This is a genomic window from Streptomyces sp. NPDC107522 (assembly GCF_055657525.1).
Genome location: NZ_JBVKAU010000005.1, coordinates 257490 through 273414, shown reverse-complemented (window position 1 = coordinate 273414; position 15925 = coordinate 257490). Strand labels below are relative to the sequence as shown.

Annotated in this window: 14 protein-coding genes and 3 tRNA genes; 9 read left to right on the top strand and 8 right to left on the bottom strand. The window is 71.3% G+C overall.

Annotation, left to right across the window (positions count from 1 at the left end; all coding sequences use genetic code 11):
• Positions 1 to 45: 45 nt before the first annotated feature.
• The 3 genes from ACZ7L6_RS18405 to ACZ7L6_RS18395 all read right to left on the bottom strand — a co-directional run bounded on the left by ACZ7L6_RS18405 (position 46) and on the right by ACZ7L6_RS18395 (position 3525).
• Entirely contained in the window at positions 46 to 1410 is a 1365-nt protein-coding gene (locus ACZ7L6_RS18405) for a hypothetical protein (protein ID WP_471925033.1), read from the bottom strand.
• A 186-nt stretch (positions 1411 to 1596) separates the two neighbouring features.
• Positions 1597 to 2838: a sensor histidine kinase gene (locus tag ACZ7L6_RS18400; RefSeq protein WP_471925031.1), complete on the bottom strand. Its 1242-nt coding sequence runs from the start codon at positions 2836 to 2838 to the stop codon at positions 1597 to 1599.
• A gap of 9 nt (positions 2839 to 2847) precedes the next feature.
• Positions 2848 to 3525: a response regulator transcription factor gene (locus ACZ7L6_RS18395; RefSeq protein WP_471925029.1), complete on the bottom strand. Its 678-nt coding sequence runs from the start codon at positions 3523 to 3525 to the stop codon at positions 2848 to 2850.
• 372 nt (positions 3526 to 3897) lie between these two features.
• On the opposite strand from ACZ7L6_RS18395, the gene ACZ7L6_RS18390 reads away from it, so the two are divergent.
• Positions 3898 to 4194, top strand: a complete 297-nt coding sequence (locus ACZ7L6_RS18390; protein WP_471925673.1) for a DUF1876 domain-containing protein — start codon at positions 3898 to 3900, stop codon at positions 4192 to 4194.
• 13 nt (positions 4195 to 4207) lie between these two features.
• Here ACZ7L6_RS18390 and ACZ7L6_RS18385 read toward each other — a convergent pair whose 3' ends face one another.
• Together ACZ7L6_RS18385 and ACZ7L6_RS18380 are read right to left on the bottom strand one after the other, a co-directional pair.
• Positions 4208 to 4888 carry a response regulator gene (locus ACZ7L6_RS18385; RefSeq protein WP_471925027.1) on the bottom strand — a complete coding sequence of 227 codons (681 nt, stop codon included), beginning with the start codon at positions 4886 to 4888 and terminating at the stop codon, positions 4208 to 4210.
• On the bottom strand, positions 4885 to 6591 hold the full coding sequence (locus ACZ7L6_RS18380; RefSeq protein WP_471925025.1) for a sensor histidine kinase: 1707 nt from the start codon (positions 6589 to 6591) through the stop codon (positions 4885 to 4887). Before ACZ7L6_RS18380 ends, ACZ7L6_RS18385 begins: the two co-directional genes overlap by 4 nt.
• A gap of 97 nt (positions 6592 to 6688) precedes the next feature.
• Between ACZ7L6_RS18380 and ACZ7L6_RS18375 the strand changes: the two genes are divergently transcribed.
• The 6 genes from ACZ7L6_RS18375 to ACZ7L6_RS18350 all read left to right on the top strand — a co-directional run bounded on the left by ACZ7L6_RS18375 (position 6689) and on the right by ACZ7L6_RS18350 (position 13255).
• Positions 6689 to 7699, top strand: coding sequence for a Bug family tripartite tricarboxylate transporter substrate binding protein (locus tag ACZ7L6_RS18375; protein WP_471925023.1), 1011 nt, complete (start codon positions 6689 to 6691; stop codon positions 7697 to 7699).
• Positions 7696 to 8232 (top strand): tripartite tricarboxylate transporter TctB family protein, encoded by a 537-nt coding sequence (locus ACZ7L6_RS18370; protein WP_471925021.1) that lies wholly within the window; start codon positions 7696 to 7698, stop codon positions 8230 to 8232. Before ACZ7L6_RS18375 ends, ACZ7L6_RS18370 begins: the two co-directional genes overlap by 4 nt.
• A 7-nt stretch (positions 8233 to 8239) precedes the next feature.
• Positions 8240 to 9742 (top strand): tripartite tricarboxylate transporter permease, encoded by a 1503-nt coding sequence (locus ACZ7L6_RS18365; protein WP_471925019.1) that lies wholly within the window; start codon positions 8240 to 8242, stop codon positions 9740 to 9742.
• A gap of 18 nt (positions 9743 to 9760) precedes the next feature.
• Entirely contained in the window at positions 9761 to 10159 is a 399-nt protein-coding gene (locus ACZ7L6_RS18360) for a universal stress protein (protein ID WP_471925017.1), read from the top strand.
• A complete protein-coding gene (locus ACZ7L6_RS18355; protein WP_471925015.1) occupies positions 10159 to 11304 on the top strand; it encodes a DUF475 domain-containing protein in 1146 nt (381 codons plus the stop codon). Before ACZ7L6_RS18360 ends, ACZ7L6_RS18355 begins: the two co-directional genes overlap by 1 nt.
• Before the next feature lie 196 nt (positions 11305 to 11500).
• A complete protein-coding gene (locus ACZ7L6_RS18350) occupies positions 11501 to 13255 on the top strand; it encodes a VanW family protein (protein ID WP_471925013.1) in 1755 nt (584 codons plus the stop codon).
• A gap of 45 nt (positions 13256 to 13300) precedes the next feature.
• On the opposite strand, the gene ACZ7L6_RS18345 is transcribed toward ACZ7L6_RS18350, so the two are convergent.
• The 3 genes from ACZ7L6_RS18345 to ACZ7L6_RS18335 form a co-directional block, all read right to left on the bottom strand.
• Positions 13301 to 13377, bottom strand: a tRNA-Ile gene (locus tag ACZ7L6_RS18345).
• Positions 13378 to 13556: 179 nt separating this feature from the next.
• A tRNA-Asn gene (locus ACZ7L6_RS18340) sits at positions 13557 to 13629 on the bottom strand.
• 5 nt (positions 13630 to 13634) lie between these two features.
• Positions 13635 to 13707, bottom strand: a tRNA-Asn gene (locus ACZ7L6_RS18335).
• A 158-nt stretch (positions 13708 to 13865) separates the two neighbouring features.
• On the opposite strand from ACZ7L6_RS18335, the gene ACZ7L6_RS18330 reads away from it, so the two are divergent.
• Together ACZ7L6_RS18330 and ACZ7L6_RS18325 are read left to right on the top strand one after the other, a co-directional pair.
• A complete protein-coding gene (locus tag ACZ7L6_RS18330; RefSeq protein ID WP_471925011.1) occupies positions 13866 to 14174 on the top strand; it encodes a YtxH domain-containing protein in 309 nt (102 codons plus the stop codon).
• Positions 14175 to 14339: 165 nt separating this feature from the next.
• Positions 14340 to 15797 (top strand): FGGY family carbohydrate kinase, encoded by a 1458-nt coding sequence (locus ACZ7L6_RS18325; RefSeq protein ID WP_471925009.1) that lies wholly within the window; start codon positions 14340 to 14342, stop codon positions 15795 to 15797.
• The last annotated feature ends 128 nt before the right edge of the window (positions 15798 to 15925 follow it).

Genomic DNA, 15925 nt, shown 5'->3' with positions numbered 1-15925 from the left:
CAGCGCCGCACGTCGGCGACGGCCGCCGCCGAACCCCTGAGCCCTTCAGCCCCTCAGCGCCGCGATCGCCTCCGCCAAGCCCGGCGCCAACCGCTGCGCCGCCGCCATGTCCCCGCGGTCGGCGGCCTCGCGGGCCTCGCGCAGGTCTGCCGTCACCGCGGCCGCCTTGACCTTGGGCACCTCGTCCTTCAGCCGCTCCCAGACGAGTTCGAGGCTGGTGACGTCACCGGCGACCGCCCCCTCGGCCCCGGCTGCCGCGTCGATCCCCAACTGCCGTGCCCACATGTCGAACCGGATGACATCCACCGTCCGCACCGGCTCGTGACGCAGCCGCAGATCCGACGTGTTCTGGGCCACCCGCAGTGCGGCGCCCAGCGTCTCCTCCTCGTCCTTCGCGCCGACGGCCTCGTCGAGCGTGTCGAGGTCGCGCGTCATCTGCCGCTCCAGCAGCTTCGGTACGGCTTCGGAGTCGCGGTACGCCGTCCACGCGTCCCGCACCCCGCCCAGGTCGGCGTCGGTGACCTTGCCGTCCTGCACGGCGCGGGCCGCCCGGTCGAGTGCGGCCAACTCCCTTGGCAGCGGCCCCTGTTCGGCGTCGGTGGGCACCGCCAGCGACACCGCCTCCAGGTCGCCGTTCGCGTTCCCGGTGGAGAACTCGCCGTAGCCCGGGGCGAAGGTCTTGTCCTCGGTCGAGCCGTCCATGTGCAGTTCGCGCACGGTCATCGCGCCCTCGACCTTCCCGTACGGCCCGTCGACGGTCTGCCCGGTCTTCCGCACGGTGACCTCCTCGAAGACGACGCCGGGCAGGTTCTCCGGCCGGTACACGTCCCCCTTCTCCGGATGCGCGGGCATGATCATCGCCGGTGGCGCCCCGTCCCGGCCCGCCTGCCAGGTGCCCTCCGTGTCCGCGACCACGCCGTCCTCGTAGTTGAAGACGTCCTCGCCGAGGTACCAGACCGAACCGTCGTCGGCCTGGGCGTACCAGTCGAGGGCGACCTCGTGGATGCGGCCGTCGGCGAAGGCGACGTACTGCTGGGTCAGGGCCTGGACCGTTTTGCCGTCGAACTTGATGGTCTTGGTGCCGGGCAGCAGGCTGACCTCGGTGCGGAAGGCCTCGTCGTCCACCTGGCCGCCCATGACGACCTGGTCGACCTCGCCGGTGGGGTGCAAAGGGTTGGTGACCCGGGTCGAGTGGGAGAACACCGGCTCGGTCAGGTCGACGCGGTCACTGCGGGGAGCGAGCGGCAAGCAGTCCTTGCCCGTCTGTCCGGTGTCCTCGTCGACGACATGCACACAGTCGCCGGCGCTCGCGTTCTCCGACCCGCCCGCGCTCCCGGAGCAGGCGCCGGCCATCAGCACGACGGCGCCCATGACGGCTCCCGGCCACAGGATCCTGCGCTGAGTGTTCATGGCGGCCTCCTCGATACCGATCGGCTACGCCGAGGGTCCCGCCCCACCCCTGAACAACCCCTGAACATCCCTGAACGCGGTGTCAGAAAGTACCCAGGGGCGCGGGGAACTGCGCGAGCAACCACGAACCACCGGCAGCCGCCGTACAACGCATGAACCCGAGCTACTGGGCGAAACCAGCCGCGCTCACTCCGCCGACGGCACCGTCACCCCGAACCGCGCCCCACCCAACCCCTCACTCACCCCCACCTCCACCCGCCCCCGATGCGCCCCCGCCACCTCCGCGACGATCGCCAGGCCAAGCCCCGCGCCGCCCTCCCCCCGCGCACGGGACTCGTCCAGCCGTACGAAACGGTCGAAGACCCGCGCCCGTTCGGCGGCCGGGATGCCGGGCCCGTCGTCCTCCACCACCAGCCGCACCCACCCGTCCCCGGCGTCCTTCAGCGTGAACGCCACCCGCGTGCGGGCGTGCCGTGCCGCGTTCTCGCCGAGGTTGCGGACCAGGCGCCGGAGCGCCTCCGCGTCGCCGGTCACCCGGGCCGCGCCCACCGCCGTGCTGTCGACGCGCAGACCGGGTGAGGACGCGCGCAGCCGCCCCACCTCCTCGAGCACCAGGTCGTCGAGGTCGACGGACCGCCGCCCGCCCCGCAGCAGGGCGCTCTCGTCGGCGCGGGCGAGCAGCAGCAGGTCGTCGACGAGGCGCTGCATGCGGACGGCCTCGTCGAGCACGGTCCCGGCCAGGGCACCGGTGTCGGTGCGCTCGGGGTGGGCGAGGGCGACCTCGGCGTGCTGACGGACGGTGGCGACAGGTGAGCGCAGTTCGTGGGAGGCGTCGGAGACGAACCGGCGCTGCGCGGCCTCGGCGCGGGCCACGCGGCGCAGGGCGCGGCCGACGGCCGTCCAGGTCGCGCCGGCCGCGAGGACGAGCAGCACGGGCAGGCCGATGAGCAGCAGCCAGGTGACCGTGTCCGTGGCCTCGGCGACTCCGGAGGCGTCCCGTCCGTCGAGGACGACCAGGTCACGGCCGTCGTCCTCGGCGCCGACCGCGACGACGAGGAAGGGGTCGTCGTCGAGCGGGGTGTCGACGGAGGCGCTCCCGCCGGGGCCCAGCCGGGCCAGCGCGGGCTGTCCCTCGACGTTCTCGCTGGCCGCGACGACCGTGCCGTCCGCGGCGATCACCTGGAGGAACTCCTCGTCGGGCGCGGACACGGTCGGCGCGGGCACCCCGCGGCCCGCCTCGATGACCCGGGCCACGTCCGAGGCGCGCGCCCGGGCGGCGTCCCGTACGTCGTTGCTGAGCTCGGTACGCAGCCCGACGACGAGCCCGACGGCGGCGGCGATCAGGGCGATGGCGACAGCGAGCACGGCGACGACCGTGGCCCGGACCCGCACGGCCCGCAGCCGACGCTCGTACCGCTCGCCTGTCATCGGGCACCGTCACCCGTCGTCCGGCACGAGCCGGTACCCGTGCCCCCGCGAGGTCAGCAGCGACTCCCTGCCGAAGGGCCGGTCGACCTTGTTGCGCAGCCGCCGTACGTACACCTCGACGATGTTCGGGTCGCCCTCGAAGTCGTCGCCCCAGACGTGGTCGAGGATGGTCCGCTTGGACACCGCCTCCCCGGCCCGCCGCAGCAGGAACTCCAGCACCGCGAATTCCCGCGCGGTGACCTCGATGTCGCGTCCGGCCCGGCTGACCGTCCGGGCCGCCGGATCGAGCCGCAGATCGCCCGCGGCGAGCACGGCGGGCCGCTGCCGTGCCCCGCGCCGCAGCAGCGCCCGCAGACGGGCGAGGAGTACGGCGTAGGAGACGGGCTTGGTGAGGTAGTCGTCGGCGCCGGTGTCGAGGCCCTCGATCTCGTCCCACTCGCCCTCCTTGGCGGTGAGCATGAGGATCGGCGTCCAGTCGCGCTCGGCGCGCAGGGCCCGGCAGAGGCGGTAGCCGTTGAGCCCCGGCAGCATGACGTCGAGGACGATCGCGTCGTAGCTGTTCTCGTGGGCCAGCCACAGCCCGTCCACGCCGTCGAGCGCCACGTCGACGGCGAAGCCCTCGGCCTCCAGCCCGTCCCTGAGCCCCGCCGCGAACCGCTCCTCGTCCTCGACGACCAGCACCCGCATGCCCTCACGCTACGTCGGAGACCGCGGACGGGCCCGGTGTCGAGCGACGGGCCCGGTGTCAGTACGGCAGGATCCGCCCCGAGGGGGTGCGCCGGTCGATCTCGCCCCGGGTGTCGCGCGGAGCGGCGGGCCGGCGGGTGACACGAACACGGACGGGTGTCTGGCGGTTCATGGCGCCCTCCTCGTACCTGGGGTCCGTTGCGACCGGCCTGCTCTGCGCAACCTTTCGGCAGATCGTGCCCACCCAGAGACTTGTCATGCCTGCGCGGCAGGAGCGGGTGGCAGATGCCGGTGCGCGCTGGCCCCGGCCCGGGAACAGGCGCACGCTCATCAGTGGGGGGTTCTTCCCGATCCCGTACGGAAGTGATCTCGATGGAAGACAAGGACTGGACCGTCCGGATCCACATCACCGAGGACGGCGACGACACCCGCGCCGAGGCCGTCCTGACCACGCAGGACGCGGCTCAGGGCACCTCGACCGTCACCGGCCGGGGCGTGGCCCACCGCAATCCGATCGACCGGCCCATCCCCGAGATCGGCGACGAACTCGCCGCCAGCCGCGCCCTGGAGGACCTGGCCATCAGACTGCACGACATCGCGTCCGACGACATCGTCCAGCTGACCGGCCCGGCCGACCAGGAAGGCAGCCGGGCGTGGGAGACGCCCTAGCGTGGGAGACGCCCTAGTCGTCCAGCCAGCTGTACCGCCGCTCCGGCCGCCCGGCCTGCCCGTAGCGCAGCGACACCTCCGCCCGCCCCGTGACGGTGAAGTGCTCCAGGTACCGCCGGGCGCTGACCCGTGACACCCCGAGCCGGGCCGCGCACTCGGCGGCGGAGAGGCTGCCCTCGGCCGTCCGCAGCTCCCGCTCGATCAGCTCGGCGGTCTCCACGCTCATGCCCTTGGGCAGGGAGGCCGTCGTGGCGGCCGGCGCCGCGCCCCGCGCCAGCGCCCGGTCCACGTCGGACTGCCCGCTGACCACGGCCGCGTACAGGTTGCTGCGCCGGGCGGCGTACTGCTCCAGTCGCGCCCTCAGGTCCTCGGCGTCGAACGGCTTGAGCAGATAGTCGACGACTCCCTGCCGTACGGCGCCCCGCACCGCCTCCGACTCGCGCGCCGCGCTGATCACCATGACGTCGCAGTCGTGCCCGGCGGTCCGCAGCCGGGGGATGATCTCCAGCCCGAACATGTCGGGCAGGTAGAGATCGAGCAGGACCAGGTCGGGCTGCAGCTCGGCGACGGCGGTGAGCGCCTGCTCCCCGCAGTTCGCCGTGCCGACCACCCGGAACCCGTCGACGTCGTTGACGAATCCGCGGTGGATCCGCGCCACCATGAAGTCGTCGTCCACGATCAGTACGTCGATCATCGGACCCCCTCCGTCGCTCGGTCGGCCGGACGGCCGACGGACATCCGGGCGGTGAACATGGCGCCCGCCTGCGTGTTGGCCACCGACACCTCACCGCCCCGGCGTTTGCACACCAGCCGGGTCAGCGCCAGGCCGATCCCCCGGTCGCCGCCCTGCGCGGCCTTGGTGGTGAACCCGTGCAGGAACACCTCCTGCGCGAGCTCGGGCGCCACCCCCGGCCCCGAGTCCCGTACGACGATCTCGACGCTGGAGGCGTCCTGGCGCAGTTCGACCTCCACCCAGGCGTCGGGGTCGCCGTCCCCTGTCCTGGAACCGCTCGCCGCTGCGTCGACCGCGTTGTCCACGAGGTTGCCGAGCACGGTCGCCACGTCCGCCGAGTCGGTCGGCTCCAGGCGTTCCAGTGCCGTGCGCTCGGAGATCTTCAGCCGCACCTTGCGCTCGGCGGCGAGCGCCGACTTGGCCATGAGCAGCGCGGCGACGGCCCGGTCGCGGACCCGGCTGGTGAGGTGCAGGTCGAGCGACTCGCGGTGTTTGCGCAGGGCGCGGACGTACCGCACGACCTCGTCGTGCTCGCCGATCTGGATGAGCCCGGAGATGGTGTGCAGCTGGTTGGAGAACTCGTGCGCCTGGGCGCGCAGCAGCTCGGTGGTGCTGCGGAAGGAGCCCAACTCCCGTTCCATCTGGGCGAGTTCGGTGCGGTCCCGCAGGGTCGTCACCGAGCCGAGCCGGCGGCCGTCCTTGGTGACGTCCATGCGGTTCATGACGAGGACGCGCCCTCGGCGTACGACGACCTCGTCCCGGCCCGCGAGATCGCCGGGCTCGTCCTTCGGTGCGGTCCCGGCCAGGACGTCGTACAGCCGCCCCTCGATCCCCAGGTCGGCCAGGCTCATCCCGACGCAGTTCTCGGGCAGGTCCAGCAGGCTGCGGCCGACGGCGTTCACGAGCGTGAGCCGCTGCTGCGGGTCGAGTGCCACCACGCCCTCGGCGATCCCGAACAGCATCGCCTCCCGGTGTTCGGCGAGCCCGGCGATCTCGCGCGGCTCCATGCCGAAGGTCTGCCGTTTGATCCGCCGGGCCAGCAGCCAGGAGCCGGCCACGCCGAGGACGCTGGCGACGCCGAGGTAGACGAGCAGATAGGACGAGGCGCCCACCAGCCGCTGCCAGACCGACGGTGAGGCCCGCCCGATCATCACGGTGCCGAGGTGGTCCCCGGCCTTGAGGCGGCGGTCCTCGTCGTTCTCCGCCTGGAGCACCGGCGCCTGCGCCACCAGCTCGGTGACGCCGTTGACGGGCAGCTCCCCGGACCAGCCGCGGCCCTCGGCGGCGTCGATGCCGGAGACCGGCAGCCGGGTGCCGAGGAGGGTGGGGTTGGTGGAGGCGACGATCTCGCCGTCGGCGTCGGCGACCGTGGCGGAGGTGACACCGGACCTGGTCAGCGTCGACTGGAGCAAAGGGGCGAGCATCTCGGCCACGGCGGGGCGGACCAGTTGGGTGCGCACGAGGGGGTTGCCCGCCATCTCCTCGGCGAGCGCGGTCACCCGGCGCCCCTCGACCCGGTCGAACGTCGCCTTGGACTGCGCCAGCGAGACCGCGGCGACGGCGGCCAGCACGATCACGACAATGGCGAGCTGCCATCTCAGCAGCTCACCGGCGAGCGTGTGGCGTCGCTGTCTTCGGGACGGTGACCGTGACGTTATGACCACTATGAACTCAACCTTCAATGGTCACACAACCGAGACGGGGTGTCTCAGGAACCGCACAATCATGGCGCCGGATCGGCCCAAGCGAAAGAGATGAGCCATGAGAACTCGACGAGCCGCACTTGTCGGAGCTCTTGCTGCCGCGTCCATGCTCGCGGTCAGTGCCTGTGGTGCCACCGCCGACAAGGAGGAGTCCGGAAGCGGAGGCGGGTCCGACAAGCCCGTGACGGGCCTGCGCCTCATGGTCCCCAACACCCCGGGCAGCGGTTACGACCTCACCGCCCGCACCGTCACCCAGGTCATGCAGGACACCAAGGCCGCCTCCGGGGTCCAGGTCTTCAACCTGCCCGGCGCCAGCGGCACGGTGGGTCTGCAGCGCCTGGTGAACGAGAAGGGCAACGGCAAGCTGGCCATGCAGATGGGCCTGGGCGTCGTCGGAGCCTCGTACACCTCCAAGTCCAAGGCGACGCTGACCGACACCACGCCGCTCGCCAAGCTGATCGAGGAGGCCGGCGCGATCGTCGTGCCGAAGGACTCCCCGTACAAGACGATGGACGACCTCGTCACCGCCTGGAAGAAGAACCCCAAGAAGTTCGCCGTGGGGGGCGGTTCTTCGCCGGGCGGCCCCGACCACCTGCTCCCGATGCAGCTGGCGAAGGCCGTCGGCATCAAGCCGAAGGACGTCAACTACGTCTCGTACGACGGCGGCGGCGAGCTGCTCCCGGCCGTCCTCGGCAACAAGATCGCCTTCGGCGCCAGCGGCTTCGGTGAGTTCCTCGACCAGGTGGAGGCCGGCCAGGTGCGCGTCCTCGCCGTCAGCAGCGAGAAGCCGGTCGAGGCGCTGAAGGACGCGCCCACTCTCAAGGACCAGGGCATCGACCTCGTCTTCACCAACTGGCGCGGCATCGTCGCCCCTCCCGGCATCAGCGACGAGCAGAAGCAGACCTGGATCGACGCGCTGACCAAGATGCACGACTCGGACGACTGGAAGGCACAGCTGGAGAAGAACGGCTGGGTCGACGCCTTCGCCACCGGCGACGAGTTCGGCAGCTACCTCAACGAGCAGGACAAGGCGGTCGCCGACCTGCTGGCAGAGCTCGGGCTGGCATGAGCTCGCAGACAGAGGAACGGGCCGTGGAGGACTCCCCTCCGCCCCGGGAGGGCGGGGACCGCGCGCAGTACGGCGTGTGCGCGTTCCTCGCCCTGCTGGGCGCCGCCGTCGTCGTGGACGCCCTGGGCATCCCGCACCTCACCAGCGGCACCGACCCGGTCGGGCCGCGCGCGGTGCCCCTGATCCTGGGCGGCCTGCTCGTGCTGCTCGCGGTGCTGTACGCCGTCGACGTGGCCCGGGGCGGCCGCGGTGAGCCGGAGGCCGGCGAGGACGTCGACCTGTCGGCCGGCAGCGACTGGCGCACCGTGCTGCTGCTGGTCGGCGTGTTCCTGGCGAACGCGCTGCTCATCGAGCGCCTCGGCTGGGTGATCAGCGGCGGCCTGCTCTTCTGGGGCACGGCCTTCGCGCTGGGCAACCGCCACTACATCCGCAACCTGCTGATCTCGGCGACGCTCTCCCTGACGACGTTCTACGCGTTCGCGATCGGCCTCGGCGTGAACCTCCCCGCCGGCGTCCTGCAAGGAATCCTGTGAGGCCCCGATGGACAACCTGAACAACCTCATGCAGGGCTTCGCGGACGTCATGGACCCGATGAACCTGCTGCTCGCCCTCGTCGGCGTCGTCATCGGCACCGCGGTGGGCGTCCTGCCGGGCATCGGCCCGGCGATGACGGTGGCCCTGCTGCTGCCGGTGACGTACGGCATGGAGCCGGTGCAGGCGTTCATCATGTTCGCCGGCATCTTCTACGGCGGCATGTACGGCGGCTCGACGACGTCGATCCTCCTCAACACCCCCGGCGAGTCCTCGTCCGTGGTCACGGCCATCGAGGGCAACAAGATGGCGAAGGCGGGCCGCGCGGCCCAGGCCCTGGCCACGGCGGCGATCGGCTCCTTCGTCGCGGGCACCATCGGCACTCTGCTGCTGGTCCTGGTCACCCCGTTCGTGGTGGACTTCGCGGTCAGCCTGGGCGCGCCCGACTACTTCGCGCTGATGCTGCTGGCGTTCATAGCCGTGACGTCGGTGCTGGGCTCCTCCCGCATCCGGGGCCTCGTCTCGCTCCTGCTGGGCCTGACGATCGGCCTGGTCGGCATCGACGCGGTGTCGGGGCAGCAGCGCCTGACCCTGGGCATACCGCAGCTGGCCGACGGCATCGACGTCGTCGTGGTCGCGGTCGGCATCTTCGCCGTCGGCGAGGCGCTGTGGGTGGCCGCCCATCTGCGGCGCAAGCCCGCCGAGGTGATCCCGGTCGGCCGCCCGTGGATGGGCAGGAAGGACTGGCAGCGCTCCTGGAAGCCCTGGCTGCGGGGCACGGCGTACGGCTTCCCGTTCGGCGCGCTGCCGGCCGGCGGCGCGGAGATCCCGACCTTCATGTCGTACGCCACGGAGAAGCGGCTCACCAAGCACCCCGAGGAATTCGGCAAGGGCGCCATCGAGGGCGTGGCGGGCCCGGAGGCCGCGAACAACGCGTCCGCGGCGGGCACGCTGGTCCCGATGCTGGCGCTCGGCCTCCCGACGAACGCCACCGCCGCGGTCATGCTGGCGGCCTTCCAGTCGTACGGCATCCAGCCCGGCCCCCTGCTCTTCGAGCGCGAGGCGAACCTGGTCTGGATCCTGATCGCCAGCCTCTTCATCGGCAACCTGCTGCTCCTGCTGCTGAACCTCCCCCTGGCCCCGGCCTGGGCGAAGCTGCTGCAGATCCCGCGCCCGTACCTCTACGCGGGCATCCTGTTCTTCGCCTCGATGGGCGCCTACGCCGTCAACGCCCAGCCCCTGGACCTGTTCATCCTGCTCGTCCTCGGTCTGCTCGGCTTCGCCATGCGCCGCTTCGGACTGCCGGTCCTGCCGCTGATCGTCGGCGTGATCCTCGGCCCGCGCGCGGAGCTGCAGGGACGGCGCTCACTCCAGCTGTCCGGCGGCGAGCTGTCGGGGCTGCTGGGCGGCCCGGTGTCGTACACGGTCTACCTGGTGATCGCGCTGGTCCTGGTGTGGCCGCTGATCGGCCGGTTCGTCGTACGTCCCCTGCGCGCGCGAAGCGCCGCCTGAGACAACTGGAGAAACGAGATGACCATCCTGGTCGGCTACGTCCCCTCACCCGAGGGCGAGGCGGCCCTGCGCGCGGGGATCGACGAGGCCCGTCGGCGCGGCGAGAAGCTCCTCGTCGTGAACACCACCCGGGGCGACGCGCTGGTGGACCCCCGCTTCGCCCAGGAACCCGACCTGACCCACGTCCGCGAGGACCTCGCGGCCCTCGGCATCGACTTCGACATCCGCCAGGTCCTCGGCGCCCGCGACGCCGCCGAGGAGATCATCGACCTCGCGGAGCAGAAGGACGCGTCCCTGGTGGTGATCGGTCTGCGGCGGCGGAGCGCGGTCGGCAAGCTGATCATGGGCTCGGCGGCCCAGCAGATCCTGTTGGGCGTGGGCTGCCCGGTGCTGGCCGTGAAGGCGGAGGGCCAGTGATGGTGCTGCGAACCTTCGGCTGGTCGTTCGCCGTCACGGCATTCGGCCTCGCCTTCGCCGCGTGGCAGTGGGGCTGGGAGGCCTTCGGGATCGTCCTGATCCTCTCCGTCCTGGAGATCTCGCTGTCCTTCGACAACGCGGTCGTCAACGCCGGGATCCTGAAGAAGATGAACGCCTTCTGGCAGCGCGTCTTCCTCACCCTCGGCATCCTGATCGCGGTGTTCGGCATGCGGCTGGTCTTCCCGGTGGTGATCGTCGCGATCAGTGCCAAGGTCGGCCCCGTCGAGGCGGTCCAGCTGGCCTTGGACGACCCGGACCGCTACCAGGACCTGGTCACCGACGCGCACCCCGCGATCGCGGCCTTCGGCGGCATGTTCCTGCTGATGATCTTCCTGGACTTCATCCTCGAGGACCGCGACATCAAGTGGCTGGCCTGGCTGGAGCGCCCGCTCGCGAAGCTCGGCAAGATCGACATGCTGGCGGTGTGCCTGGCGCTCGTCGCCCTGCTGGCCACGGCGCTGACCTTCGCCACCCACGCGCACGTCAGCACGGGCCACGCCGACAAGACGGCCACCGTGCTGCTCTCCGGAGTCGCGGGTCTCATCACCTACCTCGTGGTCGGCGGTCTCTCCGGCTACTTCGAGGACAGGCTCGAAGAGGAGGAGGAACACGAGCACGAGGAGGAGGAGAAGGCGAGGGCGGAAGGCAGGCCGGTCTCGGCGGTGGCCCTCGCAGGGAAAGCCGCGTTCTTCCTCTTCCTCTACCTCGAGGTCCTGGACGCGTCCTTCTCCTTCGACGGCGTGATCGGCGCCTTCGCCATCACCAACCACATCTTCTGGATGGCGCTCGGCCTCGGCATCGGCGCGATGTACGTCCGGTCCCTCACGGTCTACCTGGTCCGCCAGGGCACCCTCGACGACTACGTCTACCTGGAGCACGGCGCCCACTACGCCATCGGCGCCCTCGCCGCGATCCTGCTGGTCACCATCCAGCATCAGATCAGCGAGATCATCACCGGCCTGATCGGCGTCGTCCTGATCGCCGCGTCCTTCCTCGCTTCCGTCCGCCGCAACAAGACGCTGGCGGCGTCCGAGGAGGACAAGGTCACACCGGCCGAGAAGACAGAGGTGCCGAGCGGGGCGTGACCGGGCCCTGGGAGTAGGCAGGGGGCGGGGGGCAGGGGCCGGTGGAGGGCGTGGGGCAAGGGCGTGACCCGAAACATACGTGTTCTACGACATAGGCGTTTTCGTCCGATTATGGCTAGCTGGATGTGCTTGCCTCGCGCACAGCGGCACGTCATCGGACGCGCCGTCCCTGTCGAAACGCCCGCCCGGGAGACCCATGCGCCTGCGCGCCCCCTCCGCCCTGCGAAACGCCTCAGCCCCCAGGATCGCCTCCGTTCCGCCCCTCGCCCTCGCCGGCGGCGCCCTGACCGTCGGCGTCGGCGGCCTGTATCTCGCGGGTCTGCTGATCGCGGGCGGCGACATAGACGCCGGTACGACGGTGCGCGGCGTCGGCATCGGGGGCCTGAGCCGCGCGGAGGCCATCCAGAAGCTGGAGAAGCGGCTGGGCCCGGCCGGCGCCCGGGAGCTGGCCGTGACGGTCGGCGACCGCAAGGGCACCGTCGATCCGCGGCAGACCGGCATCACCTTCGACTACGAGAAGACGGTGGACCGCGCGTCGCGCACCGACGACGCCAACCCCCTCACGGTCATCGGCGGGCTCTTCCGCTCGGGCGGTGCCGTCGAGCCCGTCGTACGCGTCGACGAGGCCAAGGCCCACTCCGCCCTCGGAAAGCTGGCGAAGTCGCTCGACCAGAAGGTCCGCGACGGCGCCGTCTCCTTCGCGGACGGCCGGGTCCGCCAGATCACCCCGCACACCGGCTACGCACTGGACACGGACACCGCCGTCGCCCCGCTGCGCGCCGCCTTCCTGCGCGGCGAGGCCCGCTCCGTCACGGCTCTGCCCGCCCGCGAGACCAAGCCGAAGGTGACGGCGGCGGAGGTGCGGCGCGCCGTGCGCGAGTTCGCCCAGCCCGCCATGTCTGGGCCGGTCATGCTCACCGCGGCCGACGAGCGGTTCACGATCGGCCCGGCGGTCCTCGGCGAGTACCTGACGATGCGGCCGAACGACGCCGGCAAGCTCACCCCAGCCCTCGACGCCAAGGGCCTGCGCGCCGACCCGGCGGTGACCGAGCCCCTGTCCGACCTGCCCGCCAGGCCCCGGAACGCCACCCTGAGCCTCGACGGCGACGAGGTCGTGGCGGCCGACGACGCCCAGGCCGGCGTGCAGGTCACCGACAAGGCGCTGGGCAAGGCGGTGCTGCCGCTGCTCACCAAGTCGGGCTCCGCCGCCCGTACCGGCGAGGTGGCCGCGCGCGTGACGCGACCCCAGGTGACCGCGGAGAACGCCGCGCGGCTGGGCCTGACGGAGAAGATGTCCTCGTTCACCGTCAACTTCGAGCCGGCGCCGTACCGCACGAAGAACATCGGCCGGGCCGTGGAGCTGATCAACGGCTCCCTCGTCATGCCGAACGAGACCTGGAGCTTCAACAAGAGGGTCGGCGAGCGCACCGAGGCCAACGGCTTCACCGAGGGCGTCATGATCCTCAACGACGAGTTCACGAAGGCACCCGGCGGCGGCGTGTCCGCCGTGGCCACGACGACGTTCAACGCGATGTTCTTCGCCGGGGTGAAGCCCGTCGAGTACGGCGCCCACTCCTTCTACATCGAGCGCTACCCGGAGGGCCGCGAGGCGACGGTCGCCTGGGGCAGCCTGGACCTGCGGTTCAGGAACGACTCCGGCAACGCCCTGTACATCCAGGCGGAGTCCACCGACTCCTCGGTCACCATCACCTTCCTCGGCACCAAGAAGTACGACGAGATCGAGTCGGTCACGGGGCCGCGCACGAACGTCAAGGAGCCGGAGCGGAAGGTCAGCACCGACGAGAAGTGCGTGCCGCAGACTCCGCTGGAGGGCTTCGACGTCACCGTGCAGCGGGTCTTCTACGCCGACGGCAAAGAGGTGAAGCGGGAGCCGTTCCGCACGCACTACACGCCGCGGGACGAGATCGTCTGCGAGCCGGAGGATGAGTGACCTCCCGGCACGGGCTGGTCGCATCGTTTCTGCACCGATGCCGCTTGGTGGGGCGGGTGGGACTCGAACCCACGGCCGACGGATTATGAGTCCGCTGCTCTAACCGGCTGAGCTACCGCCCCATAGCGGCGTGTCGCGTACAAGTGTGCGCGCCGTCTGCCGCAGCATAGCCGCTCATACGATCTCCTGCTTCGTATGGTCGACTTCGCATGCCCTGAAGGACTCCCCCACGACCTGCACGGTTCCCATCACAGGGACCCGGACATGAAAAAGGACCCCGACGGGGTCCTCGTTCAGCATGCTCCCCCGACTGGACTCGAACCAGTAACCTGCCGGTTAACAGCCGGCTGCTCTGCCAATTGAGCTACGGAGGACCGAGCTCCCCCGACTGGACTCGAACCAGTAACCTGCCGGTTAACAGCCGGCTGCTCTGCCAATTGAGCTACGGAGGAATGCCTCGTTGCATCGAACGTACCTACCTGGGTATTCGCCAGGGGGCGTGCGCTCGCTGCGACACATACATTAGCGCAAGCAGGGGGGTGCTCCGCCAATCGGTTCCCCCCGGCGCCGACGCCGCACCAGGGACCTACGCAAGGGAAGGGTGGCCGCCATGCGCTACCGGGTCACGTTCGTGATCGGACTCGCCGTCGGTTACGTCCTCGGGACACGCGCCGGACGCGAACGCTACGAGCAACTGAAGAAGACAGCCCGGGAGATCTCCCACAACCCCGCCGTCCGCAACACCGCGGAGTCGGCCGCACAACAGGGCCGGCACTTCGCGGGCAAGGCCTACCACACGGTCAGCGACAAGGTCAGCGACCGAGTCCCCGCCGCGGTGGCCGACCGAGTCCGCTCCCTCCGCGAACGCAGCGCCCACAACGGCGGCACAGAGGACGACTGGGGAACCAGCAACACGTAGACCTGTGATCGTGTGCGGCACCTCTTGGTGCCGGGCCCTGCAACGCCCCAAGGGGCGCGGGGAACTGCGCGACCAGCCACAACGAACCCGCGCCCAAAAAAACCACACGCACCCCCACGGCGCCCACGGCCCAAGCAAGCGCAGCGCTACGGCACAATTTGGGCCATGGGGATAGTCGCCGGGCTGGACAGTTCGCCCGATTTCACTCGCATCGTCGTCTGCGACACGGACACAGGCGCCGTGCTCAGGCAGGGGTACGCCCCACACCCGGTGGAATCGCCGGACGGCGGCGGCGCACGCCCCTCCGACGTCGACCCGCAGGCCTGGCTGCTCTCCCTCGGTGAGGCGGCCGGCGGCGGGCTGCTCGAAGGCGTGCAGGCCATCGGCGTGTCGGCGCAGCAGAACGCGGTGGTCCCGCTGGACGCACAGGGCAACACCGTGCGCCCCGCGATGGTCGGCGGCGACAAGCGCGCGCAGGTGGCGGCGGCCGACCTGATCGACGCGCTGGGCGGACGCGAGGCGTGGGCGCAGGCCGTGGGGTGTGTGCCGCAGGCCGCGCAGCCGGTGACCAAGCTGCGCTGGCTCGCCAAGACCGAGCCGGAGAACGCGCTGCGTGCCGCCGTCCTGATGCAGGCGCACGACTGGCTGGTGTGGCAGCTGCTCGGGCGGCCCGTGAGAAGGACCACAGACCGGGGCGGCGCCTCCGGCACCGGCTACTGGTCGGCGGCCACCGGCGCCTACCGCAGCGATCTCGTCGAGCTGGCGCTCGGCCACCAGGCCATGCTGCCCGAGGTGATCGGGCCGGCGGAGGCGGCCGGTACGACCCCCGAGGGGCTCCTCATCTCCGCGGGCACCGGCGAGACCATGGCCGCCGCCTTCGGGCTCGGCATCGGGCTGGGGGACGCCGTCGTGTCGCTCGGCGCCTCCGGGTCCGTGATGGCCGTCCACCCCGAGGCGCTCGTCGACAGCAGCGGGATGATCACCTCCCTGGCCGACGCGACCGGCATGCACCTCCCCGTCGTCACCACCCTCAACGCCGTACGCACCCTGCGCGGCACCGCCGAGCTCCTCGGCATGCCCGACCTGGAGAGCCTGTCCGACCTGGCGATGAAGTCGACGCCGGGGGCCCACGGCCTCGTACTCCTGCCCTATCTGGAGGGTGAGCGGACGCCGAACCTGCCGCACACCGCCGGGACGCTGGCCGGCCTGAGGCGGGAGTCGATGAAGCCGGAGCATCTGGCGCGGGCCGCGTTCGAGGGGATGCTGTGCGGACTCGGGGACGCGCTGGACGTGCTGCGCGGCCGGGGTGTCGAGGTGCGGCGGATCTTCCTGCTCGGGGCGGCCGCCGAACTGCCCGCCGTGCAGGCGGCGGCGCCCGCGCTGTTCGGGACGCAGGTCGTCGTACCGCAGCCCGCGGACTACGCGGCGATCGGCGCCGCCCGGCAGGCCGCCTGGGCGCTCGGTGTCTCGCAGGGCACGCTCGACCCGCGCACCCCGCCGGTCTGGCAGGGCGCGGCCGCGCAGGTCCTGGAGCCCGGCGAGGAGCTGGCCGTGGGGCAGGCGGTGCGGCAGCAGTTCGTGTCGGTGCGCGAGCAGACGCATCCGGGGGCGTTCCGGCCGTAGCGGAAGGTAAGAGACCGGTAGGAGCCGTACCCGTAAGGCCGTACGGAGCCGCGCTGACGGCTTAATCGGTTGAGGTAACGCGGGTGGAGTGTTCGACGATAGGGGCCAGGGGCAACCAACCGGCCCCA

Excerpts from the sequence above, each read along its gene's own strand:
- ACZ7L6_RS18405 (WP_471925033.1), bottom strand. The coding sequence starts at position 1,410 with ATGAACACTCAGCGCAGGATCCTGTGGCCGGGAGCCGTCATGGGCGCC.
- ACZ7L6_RS18400 (WP_471925031.1), bottom strand. The coding sequence starts at position 2,838 with ATGACAGGCGAGCGGTACGAGCGTCGGCTGCGGGCCGTGCGGGTCCGG.
- ACZ7L6_RS18395 (WP_471925029.1), bottom strand. The coding sequence starts at position 3,525 with ATGCGGGTGCTGGTCGTCGAGGACGAGGAGCGGTTCGCGGCGGGGCTC.
- ACZ7L6_RS18390 (WP_471925673.1), top strand. The coding sequence starts at position 3,898 with ATGGAAGACAAGGACTGGACCGTCCGGATCCACATCACCGAGGACGGC.
- ACZ7L6_RS18385 (WP_471925027.1), bottom strand. The coding sequence starts at position 4,888 with ATGATCGACGTACTGATCGTGGACGACGACTTCATGGTGGCGCGGATC.
- ACZ7L6_RS18375 (WP_471925023.1), top strand. The coding sequence starts at position 6,689 with ATGAGAACTCGACGAGCCGCACTTGTCGGAGCTCTTGCTGCCGCGTCC.
- ACZ7L6_RS18370 (WP_471925021.1), top strand. The coding sequence starts at position 7,696 with ATGAGCTCGCAGACAGAGGAACGGGCCGTGGAGGACTCCCCTCCGCCC.
- ACZ7L6_RS18365 (WP_471925019.1), top strand. The coding sequence starts at position 8,240 with ATGGACAACCTGAACAACCTCATGCAGGGCTTCGCGGACGTCATGGAC.
- ACZ7L6_RS18360 (WP_471925017.1), top strand. The coding sequence starts at position 9,761 with ATGACCATCCTGGTCGGCTACGTCCCCTCACCCGAGGGCGAGGCGGCC.
- ACZ7L6_RS18355 (WP_471925015.1), top strand. The coding sequence starts at position 10,159 with ATGGTGCTGCGAACCTTCGGCTGGTCGTTCGCCGTCACGGCATTCGGC.
- ACZ7L6_RS18350 (WP_471925013.1), top strand. The coding sequence starts at position 11,501 with ATGCGCCTGCGCGCCCCCTCCGCCCTGCGAAACGCCTCAGCCCCCAGG.
- ACZ7L6_RS18330 (WP_471925011.1), top strand. The coding sequence starts at position 13,866 with ATGCGCTACCGGGTCACGTTCGTGATCGGACTCGCCGTCGGTTACGTC.
- ACZ7L6_RS18325 (WP_471925009.1), top strand. The coding sequence starts at position 14,340 with ATGGGGATAGTCGCCGGGCTGGACAGTTCGCCCGATTTCACTCGCATC.